This window comes from Bacteroides celer (assembly GCF_002632415.2).
Classification (GTDB): Bacteria; Bacteroidota; Bacteroidia; order Bacteroidales; family Bacteroidaceae; genus Bacteroides.
In genome coordinates this window covers 695,701-716,564 of the sequence record NZ_CP178209.1, presented here as the reverse complement: position 1 = coordinate 716,564, position 20,864 = coordinate 695,701, and the positions used below count along the sequence as shown (strand labels likewise).

The 20,864-nt window shown below is 42.0% G+C and carries 23 protein-coding genes; 1 reads left to right on the top strand and 22 read right to left on the bottom strand.

The window, feature by feature from the left end:
* Window positions 1-81: 81 nt before the first annotated feature.
* From CJF29_RS02450 to CJF29_RS02410, 9 genes are all read right to left on the bottom strand, one after another.
* Complete coding sequence (locus tag CJF29_RS02450; protein ID WP_099145756.1) at window positions 82-1,119, bottom strand: efflux RND transporter periplasmic adaptor subunit; 1,038 nt, start codon at window positions 1,117-1,119, stop codon at window positions 82-84.
* Window positions 1,120-1,152: 33 nt separating this feature from the next.
* Window positions 1,153-2,499: a TolC family protein gene (locus CJF29_RS02445; protein ID WP_004310868.1), complete on the bottom strand. Its 1,347-nt coding sequence runs from the start codon at window positions 2,497-2,499 to the stop codon at window positions 1,153-1,155.
* A gap of 55 nt (window positions 2,500-2,554) precedes the next feature.
* The gene (locus CJF29_RS02440) at window positions 2,555-3,205 is read right to left on the bottom strand and encodes a TetR/AcrR family transcriptional regulator (protein ID WP_004323670.1); all 651 of its coding nucleotides are present in this window, start codon (window positions 3,203-3,205) and stop codon (window positions 2,555-2,557) included.
* A 349-nt stretch (window positions 3,206-3,554) separates the two neighbouring features.
* Window positions 3,555-5,054 carry a histidine ammonia-lyase gene (gene hutH / locus CJF29_RS02435; RefSeq protein WP_004296315.1) on the bottom strand — a complete coding sequence of 500 codons (1,500 nt, stop codon included), beginning with the start codon at window positions 5,052-5,054 and terminating at the stop codon, window positions 3,555-3,557.
* Window positions 5,051-5,680 (bottom strand): cyclodeaminase/cyclohydrolase family protein, encoded by a 630-nt coding sequence (locus CJF29_RS02430; RefSeq protein WP_004296316.1) that lies wholly within the window; start codon window positions 5,678-5,680, stop codon window positions 5,051-5,053. The genes hutH and CJF29_RS02430 overlap by 4 nt, the downstream gene beginning before the upstream one ends.
* A gap of 46 nt (window positions 5,681-5,726) precedes the next feature.
* Complete coding sequence (gene hutI, locus CJF29_RS02425) at window positions 5,727-6,980, bottom strand: imidazolonepropionase (RefSeq protein WP_074559194.1); 1,254 nt, start codon at window positions 6,978-6,980, stop codon at window positions 5,727-5,729.
* 110 nt (window positions 6,981-7,090) lie between these two features.
* Entirely contained in the window at window positions 7,091-7,993 is a 903-nt protein-coding gene (gene ftcD / locus CJF29_RS02420) for a glutamate formimidoyltransferase (protein ID WP_074559195.1), read from the bottom strand.
* Between the two features lie 165 nt (window positions 7,994-8,158).
* Entirely contained in the window at window positions 8,159-10,156 is a 1,998-nt protein-coding gene (locus tag CJF29_RS02415; protein WP_099145755.1) for a urocanate hydratase, read from the bottom strand.
* A 377-nt stretch (window positions 10,157-10,533) separates the two neighbouring features.
* Window positions 10,534-11,178, bottom strand: coding sequence for a DUF6563 family protein (locus CJF29_RS02410; protein ID WP_176553086.1), 645 nt, complete (start codon window positions 11,176-11,178; stop codon window positions 10,534-10,536).
* 317 nt (window positions 11,179-11,495) lie between these two features.
* Between CJF29_RS02410 and CJF29_RS02405 the strand changes: the two genes are divergently transcribed.
* Window positions 11,496-13,310: a MutS family DNA mismatch repair protein gene (locus CJF29_RS02405; protein ID WP_099145753.1), complete on the top strand. Its 1,815-nt coding sequence runs from the start codon at window positions 11,496-11,498 to the stop codon at window positions 13,308-13,310.
* 150 nt (window positions 13,311-13,460) lie between these two features.
* Here the strand turns inward: CJF29_RS02405 and CJF29_RS02400 are convergent, their stop codons facing one another.
* From CJF29_RS02400 to rpmD, 13 genes are all read right to left on the bottom strand, one after another.
* Window positions 13,461-14,003 (bottom strand): hypothetical protein, encoded by a 543-nt coding sequence (locus tag CJF29_RS02400; RefSeq protein WP_099145752.1) that lies wholly within the window; start codon window positions 14,001-14,003, stop codon window positions 13,461-13,463.
* Between the two features lie 110 nt (window positions 14,004-14,113).
* Entirely contained in the window at window positions 14,114-14,509 is a 396-nt protein-coding gene (locus CJF29_RS02395; RefSeq protein WP_099145770.1) for a hypothetical protein, read from the bottom strand.
* 147 nt (window positions 14,510-14,656) lie between these two features.
* Window positions 14,657-15,160, bottom strand: coding sequence for a 50S ribosomal protein L17 (gene rplQ, locus CJF29_RS02390; RefSeq protein WP_099145751.1), 504 nt, complete (start codon window positions 15,158-15,160; stop codon window positions 14,657-14,659).
* A gap of 3 nt (window positions 15,161-15,163) precedes the next feature.
* A complete protein-coding gene (locus CJF29_RS02385) occupies window positions 15,164-16,156 on the bottom strand; it encodes a DNA-directed RNA polymerase subunit alpha (protein ID WP_004296325.1) in 993 nt (330 codons plus the stop codon).
* A gap of 11 nt (window positions 16,157-16,167) precedes the next feature.
* Window positions 16,168-16,773, bottom strand: a complete 606-nt coding sequence (gene rpsD / locus CJF29_RS02380) for a 30S ribosomal protein S4 (RefSeq protein ID WP_004296326.1) — start codon at window positions 16,771-16,773, stop codon at window positions 16,168-16,170.
* Window positions 16,774-16,890: 117 nt separating this feature from the next.
* Window positions 16,891-17,280, bottom strand: a complete 390-nt coding sequence (gene rpsK, locus CJF29_RS02375; RefSeq protein ID WP_004296327.1) for a 30S ribosomal protein S11 — start codon at window positions 17,278-17,280, stop codon at window positions 16,891-16,893.
* 11 nt (window positions 17,281-17,291) lie between these two features.
* Entirely contained in the window at window positions 17,292-17,672 is a 381-nt protein-coding gene (gene rpsM, locus CJF29_RS02370) for a 30S ribosomal protein S13 (RefSeq protein ID WP_004296328.1), read from the bottom strand.
* A 33-nt stretch (window positions 17,673-17,705) separates the two neighbouring features.
* Entirely contained in the window at window positions 17,706-17,822 is a 117-nt protein-coding gene (gene ykgO, locus CJF29_RS02365) for a type B 50S ribosomal protein L36 (RefSeq protein WP_002558051.1), read from the bottom strand.
* Window positions 17,823-17,830: 8 nt separating this feature from the next.
* A complete protein-coding gene (infA, locus tag CJF29_RS02360) occupies window positions 17,831-18,049 on the bottom strand; it encodes a translation initiation factor IF-1 (RefSeq protein ID WP_002558052.1) in 219 nt (72 codons plus the stop codon).
* A 1-nt stretch (window position 18,050) separates the two neighbouring features.
* Window positions 18,051-18,848, bottom strand: coding sequence for a type I methionyl aminopeptidase (gene map / locus CJF29_RS02355; protein WP_074559198.1), 798 nt, complete (start codon window positions 18,846-18,848; stop codon window positions 18,051-18,053).
* Between the two features lie 15 nt (window positions 18,849-18,863).
* Window positions 18,864-20,204: a preprotein translocase subunit SecY gene (secY, locus tag CJF29_RS02350; protein WP_004296330.1), complete on the bottom strand. Its 1,341-nt coding sequence runs from the start codon at window positions 20,202-20,204 to the stop codon at window positions 18,864-18,866.
* A 4-nt stretch (window positions 20,205-20,208) separates the two neighbouring features.
* Window positions 20,209-20,655 (bottom strand): 50S ribosomal protein L15, encoded by a 447-nt coding sequence (gene rplO / locus CJF29_RS02345; protein WP_044655423.1) that lies wholly within the window; start codon window positions 20,653-20,655, stop codon window positions 20,209-20,211.
* 32 nt (window positions 20,656-20,687) lie between these two features.
* Complete coding sequence (gene rpmD / locus CJF29_RS02340) at window positions 20,688-20,864, bottom strand: 50S ribosomal protein L30 (protein WP_004296332.1); 177 nt, start codon at window positions 20,862-20,864, stop codon at window positions 20,688-20,690.

The following is a 20,864-nucleotide window of genomic DNA, read 5'->3' as shown; positions in this document are numbered from 1 at the left end:
TCCCAAGAAGAGGAAGCCGGAAGATCGTTTTGAAATCAGGTTAATTAATAAAAGCATTGGGAGAAAGGTACTGTACATCTCTCATTTGGAAGAAAGTTGGGAAGAGGCTTCCACCTCTACTTCCATACCGTTCACCAAACGTGACTGTCCGGCAATTACAACCTGTGAGTTATCGGGCACACCGGATTTCAACTCGTACTCCGTACCCATGCGTCTACCCAGTTCAACCTTATTATAAGATACTTTACCGTCTTTATAAACGAATACATAACGGTCGCCGGAACCTGCCTGCTTAACGATAGCCAAATCAGGAACAACTACGTTTTCTGCTGTACCGAAGTTCAATGTCGCACGGGCAAACATTCCCGGACGCACACGCTGGTCTTTATTATCCAGTCTGATCTCCACCTGGAATGTACGGGTAGTAGCATCTATGGTAGGGTAAATCAGGTTGATGGTTCCTGTAAAGACTTCATCACCATATACATCGAGTTTCACGTCGACAGGAGTACCTTTTTTCACTTTCGTGAAGTAGGTTTCAGACACGTTAATCAGGAGTTTCACGGAAGTGATCTGTTCTACTACCAGAACCGGTTCTCCACCACTGTACATATCGCCATTATCATAGTTGCGCGCAGTGACTACACCATTGATAGGGCTTTGCAAAGAGGTATTCTCCAGCAGATTCTTATAAGCGGTTTTCTTCACATCGAGTTGCATCTTCGAAGCATCCCACTCTGATTTGGACGCACCGCCCACTTTATATAATTCGTCGATACGGTTGAATTCTATTTCCTGATTATCTAGTTGCAGCTTCGTCTGTTTCAGATTGGCTGCATCCATCTGCACAAGTTTCTGTCCTTTGGATACGCGGTCGCCCACTTCTACGAAAATCTGATCGATACGTACGGGAGACGAAGGCGCAATATTATTCTTTACTTCGGCTTCCACCGTTGCTGTGTAATCCTGTATTTGATCTACGGGGCGGGCTTTTACGTCTGCCAGCTTCACAATAGGCTTTGCGTCCACATGTTCCGCAGCAGCTTTGTCTTTTCCACCTGTACATGAGCCCATAAACACAGTTAACAGCAGGGCTACCAATTGGATACTTCTTTTCATATTCCTTACTTGTAATTTTTTAGTTGTCTATCTTTATTCTTTTCCCAGAACCTGATCGAGGTCTGCCTTAGCAACCAGGTAATCGTATATGGACTGATTGTAGGTGAGTTGCGCCTGTGTCAGTGACACTTGGGAACTGTTCAGTTCGAGCACCGTGCCCTTACCTACATCATAACGTTTTTCGGCAATCACCACCGCTTTCTTTGCCTGCATCACATTTTCCTTGTTGCTGACTACCTGCTCTGTGCTGGCACTCATATTATTGCGACAACTGACAATCTGCATATTCAACTGTCTTTCCGTATCGATACGATTCCAATCGAGCTGGCGCATCTGGATACGGGCAGATTTCACTTTCGTAAAATTGCTTGCCTTATATAAAGGTATGCTGATATTGAACATCAGGCTGGAACTGTTGCTCCAGTTATAATCGAAGAAATTGATATTCGGATTATACAATGACTGATATTGATAGGAGAAGCTCATGGAAAGAGTCGGCATAAAGTTTGTCTTTAAAGACTTTACATTCTTTTCGAGCAACTTCATGTTCAAGTCCAACTGCTTCATGGTGGTATTGTTGTTCAGATTCACATTCTCTTCTTTCAACTGATTGGCAAACATGGTCGTCTCATAGTTGGTCAGATTATCATTAATCTTTATCTCCACATCGGCAGTGATGCCCATCAGAACTTTTAACTGTAATTTAGCCAAAGTCACCGCATTGGCTGCCGCAATCAGGTTCGGCTTAATGCTGCGCATCTGTACTTCCGCACTGATCTTGTCATATTCGCTCACAGTTCCCTGCTGATATTTGGCATTCACTACATTGTAATTATCTTCTGCCAGTTTATAGCTGCCTTGAAGCACTTCATAGCTATCCTGTGCAAGCATTAACTGATAATAAGCCTTGCTTACCTGATTCACCAGATCCAGTTTGGAAGCACGTGACTTCTCTACTGCCAGTTCAATATCCGTCTTTGTCATCGACATAGCACGGTAAACACCCGGCACAAAGAGTGGCAGGTTAATACTCAACCCGGCATTGGCGGTATTCGAACCGTCTTGCCCCATCTTGAACGACATATCGTTCAATTTCATTTCAGCCGCTTTAATTGTATGGTCTAAGGAACCGGCAATGCTGGCCTCCGGCAACAGACTTTGCCAGGCTTCCTTGCTGGCAACTCTCTTTAAGGCGATTTCTTCCGCTGCCACTTTCATTGTCGGATTCTCATCCAATGCAATTTCCAAGGCTTTGTCTAAGGTTAAGGTTAGGGTATTCTTCTCCGTCTGCGTGTCCTGCGCCTTTGCAAAACCAAATGCACAGAATGCCACAGCTACCAGAAGGATCTTCCGACCTGTCAATCTTTTCATCTTGTTCATAAACTGAATTTCTAATTTAATCTTAATTGTTTGTCAATAGAACCTCACTTTTACTCTAGTCTTCGATGCGGTTCTTGCGATATTCTTGTATAAAGTCTTCCAGTACCCTTGCTCCTTTTTCGGTGGAGATACCGCGTATATAAGTAAACATGATGGATTCGTACACTTCAATGAAAGGGTATTCATTACAGATGTCCGTATTCAAAAGCACATCAAATTGCTCACGTACCAGCAAATTGACAATAGCGAAGTTTACATCCGAACGAAAGATGCCCTGCTCTACTCCTGTTTTGAAGAAGGACATGGTTTTCATCGAATCGCTGTCCTGCCGATTCTTCATCATCTCATATACTTTGGGATATTTCTTAATGTCTTCAAAAAAGCGTTTGTTCGTCTGATGAAACATCTCAATGCTTTTCTGAAAGACTGCAAGTATCACTTCCAACACATTGTGCGACTGTTCAAAGACTTTCTGCAAATACTTGTCTCTGTCTGCCTGTGCCTTCAGTATGCATTCTTTCAACAACGATTCTTTATCCGAAAAGACTTCGTAGAGCGTACGTTTGGAAATTCCTAATGCTGCTGCAATGTCATCCATTGTAATACTCTTGATGCCTTTTGAAGTAAAAGCTTCTGTTGCCGCCGTTATGATCCGTTCTCTTAACTCTACCCGTTGGGAAGCGTCCTTTCCATGCTCTGTCATCATCCGTTTTTCTATTTTATTAAAATGCAGTTTTCGTTTTCTCTTCATTTCCAAAGGAAAAACGGAACAAAGATATATAGAAAACTCAATTAACAAATTAAGTTTCCAGCTATTTATAGTCCATTTGGGATTTATTATCATTCAATAGAGTGAAATGAAAACAAGTGTTAATAGGAAATTTGGAACAAACACAAAAGAAAGGTAAAAGGAGGGAATATAGGAAGTAAAGTTTTATCGCTAATAGAAGAGATGGGAGCCAATAAATGCCGGATAAATATCGATAAGAATCGACACTTACCCGGCAATAACAGTCACCATTATTAACGAAAAGCGAAAAAGGGTCAATTTATTGTCAGTATTCAATCTGTGTCCTCTTCAGGAAGGCGACTGTTTTATGTATTTCCTTGTACATCACAATGTCATCTTTTACAAAAGGCACTTCTTTCCGATAGGCATGGAGGAAACGCTCAAGAACGGGAGAGGTTTTCTGCGGGCGGCGGAAGTCGATGCCTTGTGCGGCGTTCATCAGTTCGATGGCAAGGATATGTTCCAGGTTGTCCATCACTTTATAGAGTTTGGTGGCGGCATTGGCACCCATGCTTACATGGTCTTCCTGTCCGTTGGAGGAGACTATGGAATCGCTAGAAGCTGCATAGCAGTACATTTTATTCTGGCTGACCATGGAGGCGGCGGCATACTGGGGAATCATGAAGCCGGAGTTCAGACCGGGGTTGGCTACGAGAAATTCAGGTAGTCCACGGAGTCCCATAATCAGTTGGGAGACACGGCGTTCGGAGATATTTCCCAATTCGGCCAGGGCGATGGCGAGGAAGTCATAAGAGATGGCAAGCGGTTGCCCGTGAAAGTTTCCGCCGGAGATGATCCGGTCTTCATCGGGGAAGATGGTGGGGTTGTCCGTGACGGAATTGATTTCGGTCAGCAGTACGGAGGCAACGTAGCGGATGGCATCTTTGGTGGCGCCATGTACTTGTGGGATGCAGCGGAAGGAATAGGGATCTTGCACATGTTCCTTGTGGCGTTCGATTAGTTCGCTGCCTGCCAGTAGTTTGCGGAAGGCTTCGCCTGTCTCAATCTGTCCCTGATGGGGACGGATTTGCTGGATGCAGTCCATAAACGGGTCGATACGGCCGTCAAAGGCTTCGAGGGAAAGGGCGGCTATCAGGTCGGCCTTTTTCGAGAGGCGAAAGGCTTTGAGCATAGCAAACACACCGTTGGCACTCATAAATTGGGTGCCGTTCAGCAGGGCTAGTCCTTCTTTGCTCATTAGTTTGACCGGTTCCCAGCCAAACTCGTCGAGTACGCTGATGGCTTCGCACTTTTTTCCTTTATAGTAGACATCACCGACACCTATCAGAGGAAGGAAAAGATTGGCGAGCGGTGCCAGGTCGCCGGAGGCTCCAAGGGAACCGCGGTCGTAGACAATTGGCATGACGTCATTATTGAAAAAATCGAGGATGCGTTGCACGGTGATAACTTGTACGCCGCTATGTCCCAATGAGAGGGCGTGGGCTTTGAGAAGCATCATCAGTTTGATGATGACGGGGCGGATTTCTTCGCCTACGCTGCAAGCATGGCTTTTTATCAAGTTCTCCTGGAGGGTTCCCAGTTCATCGGGAGATATATTTTTAGTGCATAGAGAGCCGAAACCTGTTGTTATGCCGTATAATGGTTCTTCGGAAGAAGCTATTTTTTGGTCGAGGTAGTCACGGCATTTCTGGATGCGTAACTTGGCTTCGGGGGCTAGTTCCAGTTTCAGGTTTTCGTTTATAATTCGTTCGATGATTTCGAAGGTCAGTGCTCCGGAACCGATATGGTATACATTCTTACTCATACGCGCAGGTCTTGATTTACGGCATCCAACAATTCTTTTTCTCTCTGACAGGCGGTTTGCTCGATGGCATCGGCTTCGGTTTGCAGCTGGAGGACAAAATCTCTGTCTTTGAGCGAACCGAGGTTGATACGGACATTCAGTAAGGCTCCCAATACGGCGGTACGGGCGGACATCATTGCTACACAGGCATCTGTGACAGCATTCCGGTTACCGAGACGGGCAACATCTGCTATAACGGACATCATATCCAGTGCTTTGCGGGCTACTTCCAACGGAACGAGGGCGGCTTGTTTGGTTGCCTTCTGGATAGCAGCACTTCGGGCGGCTTTCTCTTCGTCGGTTGTTTTAGGTAGTTTAAAGCAGGCAAATACTTCGTTGTAGGCAGCTGAATCTTTGTCAATAAGCGCCATAAATTCGTCTAGCAAACGGAGGGTGATGGTTTGTGCGTGCTGCATTACTTCTTCACTGACTTCGTATCCTTTTTTTCCTACGGTCAGCCGTGCCACCATCGTAGAAAGGGAGGAAGCCAGCGCTCCATTCAAAGCGGCAATACTACCGCCACCGGGCACAGGGTCACTGCAAGCTACTTTATCTAAGAAATCTTTTACGGTTAAATCTGCTAACATGGTATTCTGTTTTTTAAGTGATTAATGAATGAGAGTTTTTCAACTATTAAGCGACGGGATAAAGTATGCCGCCTTTAATAGTCATGATTACGCAATTCATGCCTATATAGTAAGGTAGAATATGATAGTTGTCGGAATTGAGAATGACGAAATCGCCTTGTTTACCTACTTCGATACTTCCAATACGGTCGGCTCGTTGAAGGGCGGCAGCTCCGTTCAGGGTGAGAGCAGTGATGGTTTCTTCGATGCTCATTTGCATATAGATGCAGGCCAGAGCAATGGTCAGCGGGATGGAACCGGAGAAACAACTGCCGGGATTCAGGTCGGTGGCAAGTGCCACAGCACAACCGACGTCAATCATTTCACGCCCTCGCGCGTAGGGTTCTTTCAAGGCGAAAGCTGTCAGAGGTAACAGCGTAGCTACTACTCCGGCATCGGCCATTGCACGGATGCCGGCATCGGAAGCGTGCAGGAGATGGTCGGCAGATAGTGCTCCGAGTTCGGCGGCCAGTTCGGCACCGCCGAGAGAGACGATTTCGTCGGCATGAAGTTTCAACAAGAAACCGTGCTCTTTGGCCGCCTGAAGCAGGCGACGGGATTGTTCGACAGAGAAAACGCCTTGTTCGCAAAAGACATCACAACATTCTGCCCACTTACCGGAATGGATAAGGGGAAGCATTTCACGAATCAGGAAGTCGATATATTCGTCGCTTCTTCCTGCGTATTCTTCGGGAAGGGCGTGGGCGCCGAGGAAAGTGGAGACTATATCAACGCGTTTATGCTCGGCGTTATCCAGGCTGCGCATTACTTTTAGTTGTAGTAATTCTGTGTCCCGATCCAGACCGTAGCCACTTTTACCTTCTACGGTGGTTACTCCCATAGTGCTCATCTTCTTCAGGAAGCTTTCGGCGGCTGAACGAAGTTGCAGGTAGTTCATTTGCCGGGTGGCTTTTACGGTACTTGCAATTCCCCCTCCCCGCTCCATGATTGACATATAGCTTTCGCCTTTCAGACGCCAGGAAAATTCTTCGGAACGTTCTCCACCAAATACAAAATGGGTATGGGAATCGACGAAACCGGGCAAAAGGCAATGTCCGCGAGCGTTATAATGCCAGTAGTGCTGGTAGTAACCATCCCGGTCTTCGCCACGGTTTTCACCAACGTAGGTAATGATTCCTTTGGTCACTTCCACGGTTCCGTTTTCTATGATTTGCAGTTGGGACATTTCCTCTCCTTTACGGGCGGAAAAGCCGATGGGGGTTACGATACGGGCGTTAAATATGATTAGGTTTTCACTCATAAATAGTTCATCATAATTAGTTCATATAATAAATGGAGATATGAATGGGACGTTCTTTTAGAATGATGTTTGCCATAAAGCAATTGTGATTCATTCTATTTTCTTATTGTCTATTCCATGATACGAGCTTCGAGAACTTGCTGCATGGAAAAGTTTTCGAGTCCGAGATAGTAGGAAGCGGTATCAATCAGAGCTTCCATCGGTACAAGGCCGATTATTTCGCTACCTACAATCGTAACACCGTAACGACGGGCCTCGATACGTACCAGTTCGAAGGCACGGTAAAGTGCGGTATGGGTATAGTCGGTCATGTTAATTGACACTTGGGTGATGTTTCGCTCTTTCAGCTCCACTCCCATTGCTTTCACATAACGGAGGCCTCCATTGATATGGCGGATATTTTTCGCTATCTTAGTGGCTATCTCCAGATTATCTGTACTTAGATTGACATTGTAGGCTACGAGTGGCATACGGGCTCCGATTGCTACGGTACCTGCGGTCGGATGTCGTTCAGCAGGTCCGAAGTCAGGTTGCCATTCGGGCAGTTTGATCTTTTCGGCCATTCCTTCAAATTCGCCTTTACGAACGGAAGCGAGATTTTCCCGGTGTGGTGCAGTAGCGGACTTTTCATACAGAAAGACGGGAAGATTAGATAGCTCCGCAACTTTCGCAGCCACTTTTTTAGAAAGCTCAATGGCTTCTTCCATACTGGTGTTCTTAATCGGGATGAAAGGAATTACATCTACCGCTCCCATACGAGGATGTTGCCCGGTGTGCTGATTCAGGTCGATCAAACGGACAGCTACACCAACGGCTTCAACTACTGCTTCACACAGTGCTTCCGGCTCTCCCACAAGTGTGACAACCAGACGGTTATGGTCTTCATCATTACTATAATCAAGCAGTTTTACTCCAGCTTTACCACGGAAAGGGGCTACTATCTGATCTATTTTCTCTAAATCACGTCCCTCACTAAAATTGGGGACGCACTCAATAATCTTATTCCAACTCATATCAAATATCTATTATTATAGAGGTTATACTTTACTGAATAACTATATGTTTTACATCAAATAACTACTTGGTTTATCCAAAATAACTGCATGTTTAAACTGTTCCATATATTATGGGAATTTATTCCCTCATTTTATGGGAATGTTTTCTCTTATATTGTGAGACTACTTTCCCACAATATATGGAACTATCTTCTTTATTAATTCTTCGTCCGCCACATAAGGCATTGTTATCTGATAATCTCCTGCATGGGACTCATTAAATGCTTCACTCGTTTCCATCGCATGCGGATTACGCGCCCATGAACGGCGGGCTACTCCTCCCATCACGTCCCAAAGCATTGCCGAACGAAGTATTTCATCTACCCGTTCGCTACCGTCGCATACCATACCAAAACCGCCATTGATTGCTTTGCCGATACCGACTCCGCCTCCATTGTGCAAAGCTACCAGACTCATTCCACGGGCACAATTTCCGGCAAAGCATTGCACAGCCATATCTGCCATCACATTACTTCCGTCTTTGATATTCGACGTCTCCCGGAAAGGAGAATCCGTACCGCTTACATCGTGGTGGTCTCGTCCCAGCATAATAGGTCCTACTTCACCCCGGCGAACCATCTCATTGAAACGGAGGGCTATCTTCATTCTTCCAACTGCATCCTGATAAAGAATACGTGCCTGTGTACCCACCACGAGTTGATTCTTTTCTGCATCCCGTATCCAATTGTAGTTGTCCAGATCCTGACCACGCCGATGGACGTCGATACATTCCATAGCCGCGCGGTCTGTTTTTATCAGATCTTCGTGTTTACCACTCAAACAGACCCACCTGAACGGACCGTAGCCGTAATCAAAGAGTTGGGGCCCCATAATATCTTCGACATAGCTCGGCCAGATAAATCCGTCTTTTTCATCAACACCATTACGGGAGATTTCTTTTACTCCGGCATCGTATATGGCTTTCATGAAGGAGTTTCCATAATCAAAGAAATAAGTTCCGCGGGCTACTAATTTCTTGATAACTTCGAAATGACGGCGTAGAGATACGTCTACCAAGTGACGGAATTGCTCCGGCGATTCGTGAAGAAGTCGTGTGCGTTCCTCGAAAGTCAGTCCGGCAGGGCAGTATCCACCTTCGTAAACGGCGTGACAGGAGGTTTGATCGGATAATAGTTCGATCAGAATCTTTTCTCGCTCGGCATATTCGAGTAGGTCTACTATATTTCCATGATAGGCAATGGAACAAGGTTCACGGTGTCGCATTGCTTCAGCTGCCATCCGGTATGCTTCTGTTATATCTGCAGTCACATGCCCCACCCATCCTTGGCGATAGCGTGTTTCAATGCGTGAACGATCTACTTCGGCTATGATGGAGACTGCTCCTGCTATTTCGGCTGCTTTAGGTTGTGCACCACTCATTCCTCCCAAACCGGAAGAAATAAATAAGTGTCCCCGCAAATCTTGGTCTTGTGGAATACCGAGTTTCAATCGTCCGGCATTCAGGAGGGTGTTGAAAGTGCCATGAACAATCCCTTGAGGGCCGATATACATCCAGCCTCCGGCTGTCATCTGTCCGTAATTGGCAACTCCCATCTGGGCGGCAATATGCCAATCATGTTGATTGTCGAATTGCCCGATCATCATCGAATTGGTAATTATAACGCGGGGAGCATCGGGACGGGAGCGGAAAAGCCCTAATGGATGTCCGGATTCAATAACCAGTGTCTGTTCCTGGGTAAGTTCTTCCAGATATCGCTTGATCAGTCGGTATTGCATCCAATTTTGGCAGACTTGCCCGGTTTCACCGTAAGTAACAAGCTCATAGGGATATAAGGCGATATCGAAGCAAAGGTTATTATCAATCATTACCTGAAAGGCTTTGCCCTCAATACATTGTCCTTGATATTCATCAATCGGCTTTGCTTTCAAGTCTCCGGCAGGACGGAAACGGTATCCGTAAATCCGCCCGCGAGTGCGTAGTTCTTCCATAAATTCAGGAGCCAGTTGCTCGTGCCACTCGGAGGGAATATAACGCAAAGCGTTTTTTAATGCTGTGATTGTCTGCGCCGGGGTAAGTGTATAACCACGGTCGGGAGCTCTCCGGATACCTTCTACAAAATCCGGATAAGGAGGTAGTGTGTTGCCAAGAGTTATTCTCATAATAAACAGAATTAAGGATTACAAACTGTAAGCAATACAGTCTTATAACTCTTCGCAATATAGAAAAAAAGAAGATAAAAGACAAGAAAAAAGACGGTTTTATTATCAGAAAGGCATTATTAGGTTTACAATTTAATAGAATGATAAAATATAAGCTATCTCAAGAGTCGCTTATACTTTTATACAGATACAAATGCAGGCCTTTTATCCAAACGGATTAATAGGTCTTTTATTAAAATGGATAGCGGATTTTTCCATTAAATCAGAGCTATGAGTTCTATGCTATTGACATAATCCGCACCCCTAATCATATCACTATGACCATGGTTGTATATGAATACACTCCTTCCCTGCTATACCAACAGAGATCGACAAGGTTACTTTTTTTGCTTATTCCGCAACTCCAACAAATATTTAAAGGTATGCTTCGCCTCCTGGCTATCATCGTTCAAATATGCCTGTCTCAGTTCCGGATCATTCTTCAATAATTGAAGCATTTTATCTTTCCCCAGAAAATCGACTTTTCCTGTTTCACCATTTAGCTCATAACAGACACGTTTCGTAACCAAGCTTGAAGCGGCAAGAGCATCACCGATATTCCCTCCCAGTTTTACGTCATCTTCTTCCACAAAGTTTCCTCCGATAACCGAGCCTAAAGGCATGGCACAAAAATAGATATTTTTCCCCAACTGAACGGCAGGGGCATACCATGCTCCGAAGCGTAACTTTTTATAGCGCAACTTACGACAATTCAAATATAAATCTCCTTTTTCGTCACGCACGGCAAAACAACGCTTCTTCAAACGTCGGCACATCGACTCGTCATCACCGGCTGTTATCCGGTAATCAGCCCCTCCTGTCAATACAATCTGATTTCTGGAGCGTTTTTCTATACGCAACACGGCTGTCGTATCGCCATGTTGAGCCAACAACTCTTTCAGGTTGGAATAAGTAACATTCTGCGCAATTAACGGAAGGCTAATCACGCTTATCAGCAAACATAAGATACATCCTTTCTTCATAAGCATCCTCCTTTCCTGTCTAACGCCTTTTCGAGTGGAAAGTTATAAATTTTAGCGGATAAATGCAAGAATGAGAAAAGAAATATTGAAAAAAAACTACTATCAGGAAATACCCCCTACTTTCGTTAAACGGAAACAGAACTTATATACCCATTCCTTACAGCTAGCAAAGGCGTTATCCAGGCAAGTCGCAATATGAGCTTGTTATTCCTTTCTATCTTCCGTTAATAAACAGTAAATCTGCTCTCGACAAAAACAAGCTCTTATCCCGACCGTTATGAATTATATTACCTTTGTGGAAAAGAATTAAATTTGTCATGGAAAAACAAGAGCAGATCATTACTACATATCAGCAAATCATTCAGAAAACAGAACTGGAGTTACAGAATGCCCGGAAACGTATCTATTATATCAGTCTCCTCCGTCTGATCTTATTCGTAGGAGCTGTAGCAAATGCTATAATCTTTTGGCCTGATGGGTGGTTATGTCTCTTTGCTTTTGCTATCCTGCCTTTTATCTTATTCATCTGGCTGGTAAAACGCCATAATTTCTGGTTCTACCGGAAAGATTTTCTGAAAAAGAAAATAGAAATCAATGAGCAGGAGCTACGTGCCATGCAATATGACTTTTCTGATTTTGATGATGGAAAAGAATTTGTTAATCCATCTCATCTCTACACTCTTGATTTAGACGTATTTGGTGAACATTCTCTTTTCCAATACATCAACCGCACTGCAACGCCTATTGGCAAACAGCATCTTGCAAACTGGTTCAATGCACATCTGGAAAACAAAGAAGCTATTGAACATCGCCAGGAAGCTATACATGAATTGTCCACAGACTTAGAATATCGTCAACAAATCCGCTTACTCGGCTTACTCTATAAAGGAAAACCTGCCGATACCACCGAAATCAAGGAATGGGCAAACAGTCCAAGTTATTATCGGAAGCGAACGCTTCTACGTATCCTCCCGACAGCGGTAACGATCATTAATTTCTTATGTATAGGTTTAGCCATTTTAGGTATTATCTCGGCTAATATAGCTGGAGGAGTATTTGTTAGCTTTGTATTATTTAGCACTATTTTCTCTAAAGGAATCACTAAATTGCAAACGACCTACGGGGAAAAGCTACAAATTCTTTCGACATACGCCGACCAGATTCTTCTCACTGAACAGAAAGAAATGCAAAGCCATATACTGCAAAAGTTAAAAGCGGAGCTTACAAGCCAGAATCAAACCGCTTCTCAAGCAGTACGCCAGCTTTCAAAACTGATGAACGCGCTCGATCAACGAAGTAATCTGCTAATAAGCACGATACTCAACGGACTGATATTCTGGGAGCTGCGCCAAGTAATGCGAATCGAGAAGTGGAAAGAAATCCATGCATCCGATCTCCCCCGCTGGATAGAAACCATCGGAGAGATTGATGCTTATTGTTCTCTGGCAACATTCGCATATAATCATCCGGATTATATCTATCCTACCATTGCTGCTCAATCTTTCCATCTGCAGGCTGAAGCTTTGGGGCATCCTTTAATGGATCGCAACAAATGTGTACGCAACGGAATAGACATTGAAAAACGTCCTTTCTTTATTATTATCACAGGAGCCAATATGGCAGGAAAAAGCACGTATTTACGTACTGTAGGAGTGAACTATCTACTAGCATGTATAGGGGCTCCCGTTTGGGCAAAGCAGATGAAAATATATCCGGCTCGCCTCGTTACCAGTCTTCGGACCAGTGACTCCTTAGCCGACAACGAATCTTATTTCTTTGCCGAACTCAAGCGACTTAAATTAATCATAGACAAGCTTGAAGCAGGAGAAGAACTTTTCATCATCCTTGATGAAATATTGAAAGGTACAAACTCCATGGATAAACAGAAAGGTTCTTTCGCCCTCATCAAACAATTCATGCACATGAACACCAATGGCATCATCGCCACCCATGACTTGTTGCTAGGGACTTTAGTGGACTCCTTCCCACAAAATATCCGGAATTACTGTTTCGAAGCTGACATTACGAACAACGAACTTACCTTCTCTTACCAAATGAGAAATGGAGTTGCACAAAATATGAATGCCTGCTTCTTAATGAAGAAAATGGGAATCGCCGTCATTAACGACTAATCCCCATTCCTTATATGAAAATCAAAGTTTTCTATTGCGGTAACATCCAAAACCTGCTTTATTTAGCAGCAGCAAACTGAATATAAAATTTCAAGCTACCTGTTTTAATCTGCCGGAAAACAAAGTTAAACAGTTTCTGGAGATATACTTTTACTGCATTTTACTTTTTGCCAGAAATGCTATGACCGCTGAAGCTTGTTCATTAGTGAAATACTGCACTGATGTTATTGGCTGATATGTATAAGGTATAAACTGGAATAACTGTACAGCTGCAAATTTTTTATCAGCAGAGAGTATCACATCCATACGTATATTACCACTAGCCTCACTCTTTATATTCGAACCTGCAGAGAATGCCCCCGAATTCACAAGATCCCTCAAAGCATCCATGTGTTTCAAATCAAAAAATATACTATGCTCTTTAGCCACACTTTTGGTTGGCAAATAAATAACTTCTTTTGATTTCCAGAAGAGACGGAAAATCCCCATAAGGAATAAACCTGTTCCCAGAACCATCAAAGCCATACTAACCGTAGAAGACTTATCATCCAATTCGAAAGTGGAAGCAAAAGCTAAGATACCGACCAATAACATTACAGAAGAAATTAAAACTCCTGAAATACTTGTACGTTTTGCGATATCGGGGTGTGAAGATGTGAAGATAGTAGCATCAATCATTTGAGTAGTTGCCATAATATTTAAAGTTTAAATTATTAGTGAAAATATAAAGATAAAAAGATATAGTCACCGGTATTACAGAAGATACCAGTAACCACAAAATAAACAAAACTAATAAGTTACTACTAAATAATTATGCGCCTCAAAGTATATACATAGTATTCACTTGATGGCTGGCAATAATAGGAAGTTGTTGTACCATAAATCCGCCCCAAGTGTTGTGAAAGTGAGTTCTCACGATCAGCACAACATTGTAGCGCATTCTTCAAAGAAAAGAAATATTCTCCAAGTTGCACACGTTGAATACGTGTTACAGATATTTGATGGCTTTGCGAGTTGTTCAATTCAGCCACAGGCTTACCTGGAAGATCCGGTGCGCTGATTTCCCCATGTTGTCTCATTGCATATGTAATAGCACGCTCCTGTTCATCCACCACTTTCGCGGTAGAAATATTGCCTGCTATGCTATGAAAAGCAACTGTCAGCAACAGAAACAATATTACCTTTACAAATTTTGCCATATTCACTTGCAAATATAACAGATTCTCTCTATGAAAAGTTCTATTAAGATATATTTTAATGTATCTTAGTATTAGTAAACGGCAGACAAACAAAAAAGGCTACCTATGAGGGTAGCCCTTTTTATATCTATAAGAATAACTGTAAAATTATTCAGCTGATTCAGCTTTTGGTTCTTCAGCCTTAGGAGCTTCAGTTGCAGGAGCTTCAACAGCAGCAGGAGCAGCTTCAGCAGATTTCTTCGAACGACGAGTACGAGTAGCTTTCTTAGCCACTTTTTCCTTAGCCATGTTTTCATTGTAGTCAACCAACTCGATGAAGCACATTTCTGCATTGTCACCCAAACGGTTACCAGTCTTGATAATACGAGTATAACCACCCGGACGATCAGCAATCTTAACAGAGATTTCTTTGAACAACTCTGTTACTGCAATCTTATCTTGCAAATTGCTAAATACAACACGACGAGAGTTCGTAGTATCTTCTTTAGACTTAGTAATCAAAGGCTCAACAAACTTTTTCAAAGCTTTCGCCTTTGCAACAGTCGTAGTGATTCTTTTGTGCTTGATCAAAGAGCAAGCCATGTTAGATAACATAGCGCTTCTATGAGAAGCAGTACGACCTAAATGATTGAATTTTTTATTATGTCTCATTTTTTATTCTTTATCTAATTTATATTTAGAAATGTCGGTTCCAAACGACAGATTCAGACTTTCCAGCAAATCATCAAGCTCGGTAAGCGATTTCTTTCCGAAGTTTCTGAATTTCAGCAGGTCAGTTTTGTTGAATTGTACCAAGTCACCGAGAGTTTCTACGTCAGCAGCCTTCAAGCAATTGAGGGCACGAACTGACAAGTCCATATCAACGAGTTTGGTTTTCAACAGCTGACGCATGTGCAATACTTCTTCATCAAACTCTTCATTGCCATCAGTATCATTACTTTCAAGCGTGATCTTCTCGTCAGAGAACAACATGAAGTGATAAATCAGAATTTTTGCAGCTTCTTTCAGCGCTTCTTTCGGATGTATAGAACCGTCGGTACTAATTTCAAGTACTAGCTTTTCGTAGTCAGTCTTCTGTTCTACACGGAAGTTTTCTACAGCATACTTGACATTACGTATCGGTGTATAAATAGAGTCGATTGGAATTACATTAACATCCGTGCAATACTCGCGATTCTCATCAGCAGGTACATAACCACGGCCTTTGTTAATTGTAATATCAATCTGCATAGTTGACTTAGAATCTAAATGACAAATAACTAATTCCGGATTTAACACTTCAAATCCAGTCAAATACTTACCTATGTCACCTGCTTTAAATTCACTGGAATTCTCGACAGTGATGCTCACTTTTTCGCTCTCGAACTCTTCAACTACTTGCTTGAATCTCACTTGTTTCAGATTCAAGATAATGTTGGTAACATCCTCTTTTACTCCAGGTACACTAGAAAATTCATGCTCCACACCATCAATTCTGATAGTAGTGATAGCAAAACCCTCTAATGAAGAAAGAAGGATTCGGCGTAATGCATTACCTACAGTAATACCAAAACCCGGTTCCAACGGACGGAATTCGAATTTACCGAATCTGGAGTCCGCCTCCAACATTAATACTTTATCAGGTTTTTGAAATGCTAATATCGCCATGAAATTAATTATTATTTAGAATACAATTCAACGATCAAATGTTCTTTAATGTTCTCAGGAATGTCAGCTCTTTCAGGTATGTGCAACATTTTACCAACCTTAGAAGCTTCGTCCCATTCCAACCAAGCATACTTGCTGTGATTGAAACCTGCAAGAGAATTAGCAATTACTTCCAAAGATTTAGATCTTTCACGAACACCAATCAATTGTCCTGGTTTTACTGCAAATGAAGGGATGTTTACCACTTCACCATCTACAGTAATATGCTTGTGACTAACCAACTGACGAGCAGCAGCACGTGTAGGAGCAATACCCAAACGGAATACTACGTTGTCAAGACGGCCTTCCAACAATTGAAGAAGTACCTCACCGGTAATACCTTTAGCAGTAGCTGCTTTTTCAAACAAATTGCGGAATTGTTTTTCTAGAACTCCATAGGTGTATTTAGCTTTCTGCTTTTCACGAAGTTGCACACCGTATTCAGAAGTTTTTCTTTTTCTTGAATTACCATGTTGTCCGGGAGGATAGTTCTTCTTTGACAAAACTTTATCAGCTCCAAAGATTCCCTCACCGAATTTACGGGCGATTCTCGATTTTGGTCCAGTATATCTAGCCATTTCTTTTTAAATATTTAATTGTTTATTCATGAACTTAATTTGTTGCAGCCGCGATTACAGAGAGAAATTAAATGTAATCCAAAAACAAAATCAAGATCATTGTAAGTTAAAGGTAAATTAAACTCTACGTCTTTTTGGAGGACGACAACCATTATGTGGAAGCGGAGTTACGTCAATGATTTCAGTAACTTCGATACCAGCACCGTGGATAGTTCTAATAGCAGACTCACGTCCGTTACCTGGACCTTTCACATAAGCTTTTACCTTTCTCAGGCCAAGATCAAATGCAATCTTTGCACAATCCTGGGCAGCCATCTGAGCTGCATAAGGAGTATTCTTTTTAGAACCTCTAAATCCCATTTTACCAGCAGATGACCAAGAGATAATCTGCCCTTCACTGTTTGCAAGAGAAACAATAATATTGTTGAAAGATGAATGAACATGCAACTGTCCATTAGCGTCTACTTTCACATTTCTCTTTTTAGCTGCAACTGTTTTTTTTGCCATATCAACAATTATTATTTAGTAGCTTTTTTCTTATTAGCAACGGTTTTCTTTCTACCTTTACGAGTACGTGCATTGTTCTTTGTGCTCTGACCTCTAACAGGCAGACCAATACGATGACGTACACCACGATAGCAACCAATATCCATTAATCGCTTAATGTTCAATTGGATTTCAGAACGAAGATCACCTTCCACTTTATACTCTGCACCGATAATCTCACGAATCTTAGCAGCTTGATCATCTGTCCAGTCTTTAACCTTCAGATCTTTATCTACACCAGCTTTATCTAAAATTTTTGCTGAACTACTGCGACCTATTCCATATACATAGGTCAACGCAATTTCACCTCTTTTGTTCTGAGGTAAATCTACACCAACTATTCTTATAGCCATATACTTAATTATTTTTTTTGCAAAAATAACAAATTATCCTTGACGTTGTTTATACTTAGGATTTTTCTTGTTAATAACATACAAACGGCCATTACGTCTAACGATCTTACATTCTGGCGTGCGTTTCTTTAATGATGCTCTTACTTTCATATCTTATTTTATTTATATCTAAACACAATTCTTCCTTTCGATAAGTCGTAAGGAGACATTTCGACTCTCACTTTATCTCCCGGCAAGATCTTGATGTAATGCATCCGCATCTTACCTGAAATATGTGCAGTAATCTCATGTCCGTTTTCTAATTCAACACGAAACATTGCATTTGACAATGCTTCAACTATAACTCCATCTTGTTCTATTGCAGATTGCTTTGCCATATTATATTGCTTTATCTCCTAAAACTTCTTCTATGAATTTGAATGAAGACAAAATATCAGCTTCACCAGCTCCAACAGCTATCGTATGTTCAAAATGTGCAGCACATTTACGATCTCTGGTCCTCACAGTCCATCCATCACGTTCCATAATCACTTGTCGATCTCCCAATGTTATCATCGGCTCTATCGCTATGCAAAGGCCTCTTTTCATCAAAGGTCCATATCCTCTTTTACCATAATTAGGCACTTGAGGATCTTCGTGCATCTCTTTACCAATGCCATGACCAACAAACTCACGCACTACACCATAAGAGTGAGACTCACAATATTGCTGAATAGCATACCCGATGTCTCCGATTCTTTTGCCTTGCACTGCGTTCTGAATGCCAATATATAACGCTTCTTTAGTTACCTTCAACAAGTTACGAATTTCTTCGTCCACCTCTCCTACACAAAAAGTATAAGCAGAATCACCACAAAAACCATTCATGTAAGTTCCGCAATCCACTGATACGATATCGCCATCTTTCAGTACAATATCCCCTGGGATTCCATGTACAACCTGCTCATTAACAGAAGTACAAAGAGATGCGGGAAATGGTTCTCCATATTGATTCGGAAATCCTTTGAAAGTTGGAGTTGCCCCATGATCTCTAATGAACTCTTCAGCAACCTTATTCAACTCACGTGTAGTTACACCAGGCTTCACCAGTTTGGCAACCTCTGCAAGAGTTTTACCAACAAGCAGGTTACTCTGACGGAGCAATTCTATTTCATCTTCTGTTTTAAGAAATATCATTTCTAATCTAAAGAATTAATATGCCGCTACACCAGCGCGTCCTTTAATACGACCAGACTTCAACAGACCATCATAGTGTCTCATCAACAAATGACTTTCAACCTGTTGCAGTGTATCAAGAACAACACCTACAAGAATTAACAAAGATGTACCGCCGAAGAATTGAGCAAATCCTGCTTGCACTCCGAATATACCGGCAAAAGCAGGCATAATAGCAACTAAAGCCAAGAAGAAAGAACCCGGCAAAGTAATACGAGACATTATATCATCAATATACTCTGCAGTTTTCTTTCCCGGTTTAATACCAGGGATGAAACCATTATTTCTCTTCATATCCTCAGCCATCTGAGTCGGATTAATTGTAATTGCAGTATAGAAATATGTAAATAATATAATCATTACCGCAAAAACAAAATTATACCAGAAACTTGTATGATCTGTAAACGCATGCAAGAAACCGCCCGCATCATTTACATTTGAAAAACCGATAAACGTAATTGGAATAAACATGATTGCCTGAGCAAAGATGATAGGCATAACACCAGCCGCATTCACTTTCAAAGGAATGTACTGTCTAGCACCACCATATTGCTTGTTACCAACAATTCTTTTTGCATACTGTACAGGAATCTTTCTTGTACCTTGTACCAAAAGAATAGCAGCACCAATCACTAATAACAAGAATACGATTTCAATTATAAACATGATCAAACCACCACTCTTATTTGCTACTCTGGATACAACTTCTTGCAACAAAGCATCAGGGAAACGAGCGATAATACCAATCAAGATGATAAATGAAATACCGTTACCAATACCTTTATCAGTAATTCTTTCACCAAGCCACAAAATAAACATACTACCTGCTGCCAAAATAATGGTAGAGGTAACCATAAACAGAGTCCAATCTAATGAAGCATTTAAGGAAGGGCCAGCCTGCATTTTAAGATTGAGCAAATAAGAAGGGGCCTGAACTAACAATATAGCAATCGTCAAATAACGAGTATATTGATTCATTTTTCTTCTGCCGCTCTCACCTTCGCGTTGCAGCTTCTGGAAATACGGCACAGCGATTCCCAACAACTGGATTACGATAGATGCAGAGATATAAGGCATGATTCCTAATGCAAAAATAGAGGCATTAGAAAATGCTCCTCCAGAGAACATATTTAACAAGGCTAAAAGGCCTTCACTTGTTTGTTCGTGCAATTTAGCCAGCATCGCCGGATTGATACCCGGTAATACGACATATGATCCGAAACGGTAAATTGCCACAAACAATATGGTGATGAGGATCCGCTGTCTCAGATCCTCAATCTTCCATATATTCTTTAATGTTTCAATAGCTTTTCTCATTGAATCAGAGTTTTACTACAGTTCCACCAGCAGCTTCAATAGCAGCAGTTGCAGTCTTAGAGAATGCATGAGCTTCTACTTCCAGCTTATTAGTCAGAGTTCCGTTACCCAATACTTTTACCAACTGATTTGAAGATATAAATCCTGCTTCGATAAAGTCGTTTACACCAACTTTTGCCAAGCTCTTAGCTTCAGCAAGTTTCTGGATAGTATCCAGATTGATGGCTTTATATTCTACACGATTAATATTCTTGAAACCAAATTTAGGAACTCGACGTTGAAGAGGCATCTGACCACCTTCAAAACCGATCTTCTTAGAGTATCCAGATCTTGATTTAGCTCCCTTATGACCTCTTGTAGAAGTACCGCCTAAGCCAGAACCAGTTCCACGTCCAATTCTTTTTCTTGTCTTAGTAGATCCCTCTGCAGGTTTTAAATTACTTAAGTTCATATTGTAATTTCGTTTTATTATTCAACAAATAATTACTTAACAATGGCAACCAAGTGTTTTACTTTATCTACCATCCCAAGAATTGAAGGAGTGCTTTCGTGTTCAACCACACGGTTCAGTTTACGAAGTCCCAGTGCATCAAGAGTTCTTTTCTGATCAGCTGGAGCACCAATTCTACTTTTAACTTGTTTAATCTTTATAGTTGACAT

Excerpts from the sequence above, each read along its gene's own strand:
- CJF29_RS02450 (WP_099145756.1), bottom strand. The coding sequence starts at position 1,119 with ATGAAAAGAAGTATCCAATTGGTAGCCCTGCTGTTAACTGTGTTTATG.
- CJF29_RS02445 (WP_004310868.1), bottom strand. The coding sequence starts at position 2,499 with ATGAACAAGATGAAAAGATTGACAGGTCGGAAGATCCTTCTGGTAGCT.
- CJF29_RS02440 (WP_004323670.1), bottom strand. The coding sequence starts at position 3,205 with ATGATGACAGAGCATGGAAAGGACGCTTCCCAACGGGTAGAGTTAAGA.
- hutH (WP_004296315.1), bottom strand. The coding sequence starts at position 5,054 with ATGAGTAAGAATGTATACCATATCGGTTCCGGAGCACTGACCTTCGAA.
- CJF29_RS02430 (WP_004296316.1), bottom strand. The coding sequence starts at position 5,680 with ATGTTAGCAGATTTAACCGTAAAAGATTTCTTAGATAAAGTAGCTTGC.
- hutI (WP_074559194.1), bottom strand. The coding sequence starts at position 6,980 with ATGAGTGAAAACCTAATCATATTTAACGCCCGTATCGTAACCCCCATC.
- ftcD (WP_074559195.1), bottom strand. The coding sequence starts at position 7,993 with ATGAGTTGGAATAAGATTATTGAGTGCGTCCCCAATTTTAGTGAGGGA.
- CJF29_RS02415 (WP_099145755.1), bottom strand. The coding sequence starts at position 10,156 with ATGAGAATAACTCTTGGCAACACACTACCTCCTTATCCGGATTTTGTA.
- CJF29_RS02410 (WP_176553086.1), bottom strand. The coding sequence starts at position 11,178 with ATGAAGAAAGGATGTATCTTATGTTTGCTGATAAGCGTGATTAGCCTT.
- CJF29_RS02405 (WP_099145753.1), top strand. The coding sequence starts at position 11,496 with ATGGAAAAACAAGAGCAGATCATTACTACATATCAGCAAATCATTCAG.
- CJF29_RS02400 (WP_099145752.1), bottom strand. The coding sequence starts at position 14,003 with ATGGCAACTACTCAAATGATTGATGCTACTATCTTCACATCTTCACAC.
- CJF29_RS02395 (WP_099145770.1), bottom strand. The coding sequence starts at position 14,509 with ATGGCAAAATTTGTAAAGGTAATATTGTTTCTGTTGCTGACAGTTGCT.
- rplQ (WP_099145751.1), bottom strand. The coding sequence starts at position 15,160 with ATGAGACATAATAAAAAATTCAATCATTTAGGTCGTACTGCTTCTCAT.
- CJF29_RS02385 (WP_004296325.1), bottom strand. The coding sequence starts at position 16,156 with ATGGCGATATTAGCATTTCAAAAACCTGATAAAGTATTAATGTTGGAG.
- rpsD (WP_004296326.1), bottom strand. The coding sequence starts at position 16,773 with ATGGCTAGATATACTGGACCAAAATCGAGAATCGCCCGTAAATTCGGT.
- rpsK (WP_004296327.1), bottom strand. The coding sequence starts at position 17,280 with ATGGCAAAAAAAACAGTTGCAGCTAAAAAGAGAAATGTGAAAGTAGAC.
- rpsM (WP_004296328.1), bottom strand. The coding sequence starts at position 17,672 with ATGGCTATAAGAATAGTTGGTGTAGATTTACCTCAGAACAAAAGAGGT.
- ykgO (WP_002558051.1), bottom strand. The coding sequence starts at position 17,822 with ATGAAAGTAAGAGCATCATTAAAGAAACGCACGCCAGAATGTAAGATC.
- infA (WP_002558052.1), bottom strand. The coding sequence starts at position 18,049 with ATGGCAAAGCAATCTGCAATAGAACAAGATGGAGTTATAGTTGAAGCA.
- map (WP_074559198.1), bottom strand. The coding sequence starts at position 18,848 with ATGATATTTCTTAAAACAGAAGATGAAATAGAATTGCTCCGTCAGAGT.
- secY (WP_004296330.1), bottom strand. The coding sequence starts at position 20,204 with ATGAGAAAAGCTATTGAAACATTAAAGAATATATGGAAGATTGAGGAT.
- rplO (WP_044655423.1), bottom strand. The coding sequence starts at position 20,655 with ATGAACTTAAGTAATTTAAAACCTGCAGAGGGATCTACTAAGACAAGA.
- rpmD (WP_004296332.1), bottom strand. The coding sequence starts at position 20,864 with ATGTCAACTATAAAGATTAAACAAGTTAAAAGTAGAATTGGTGCTCCA.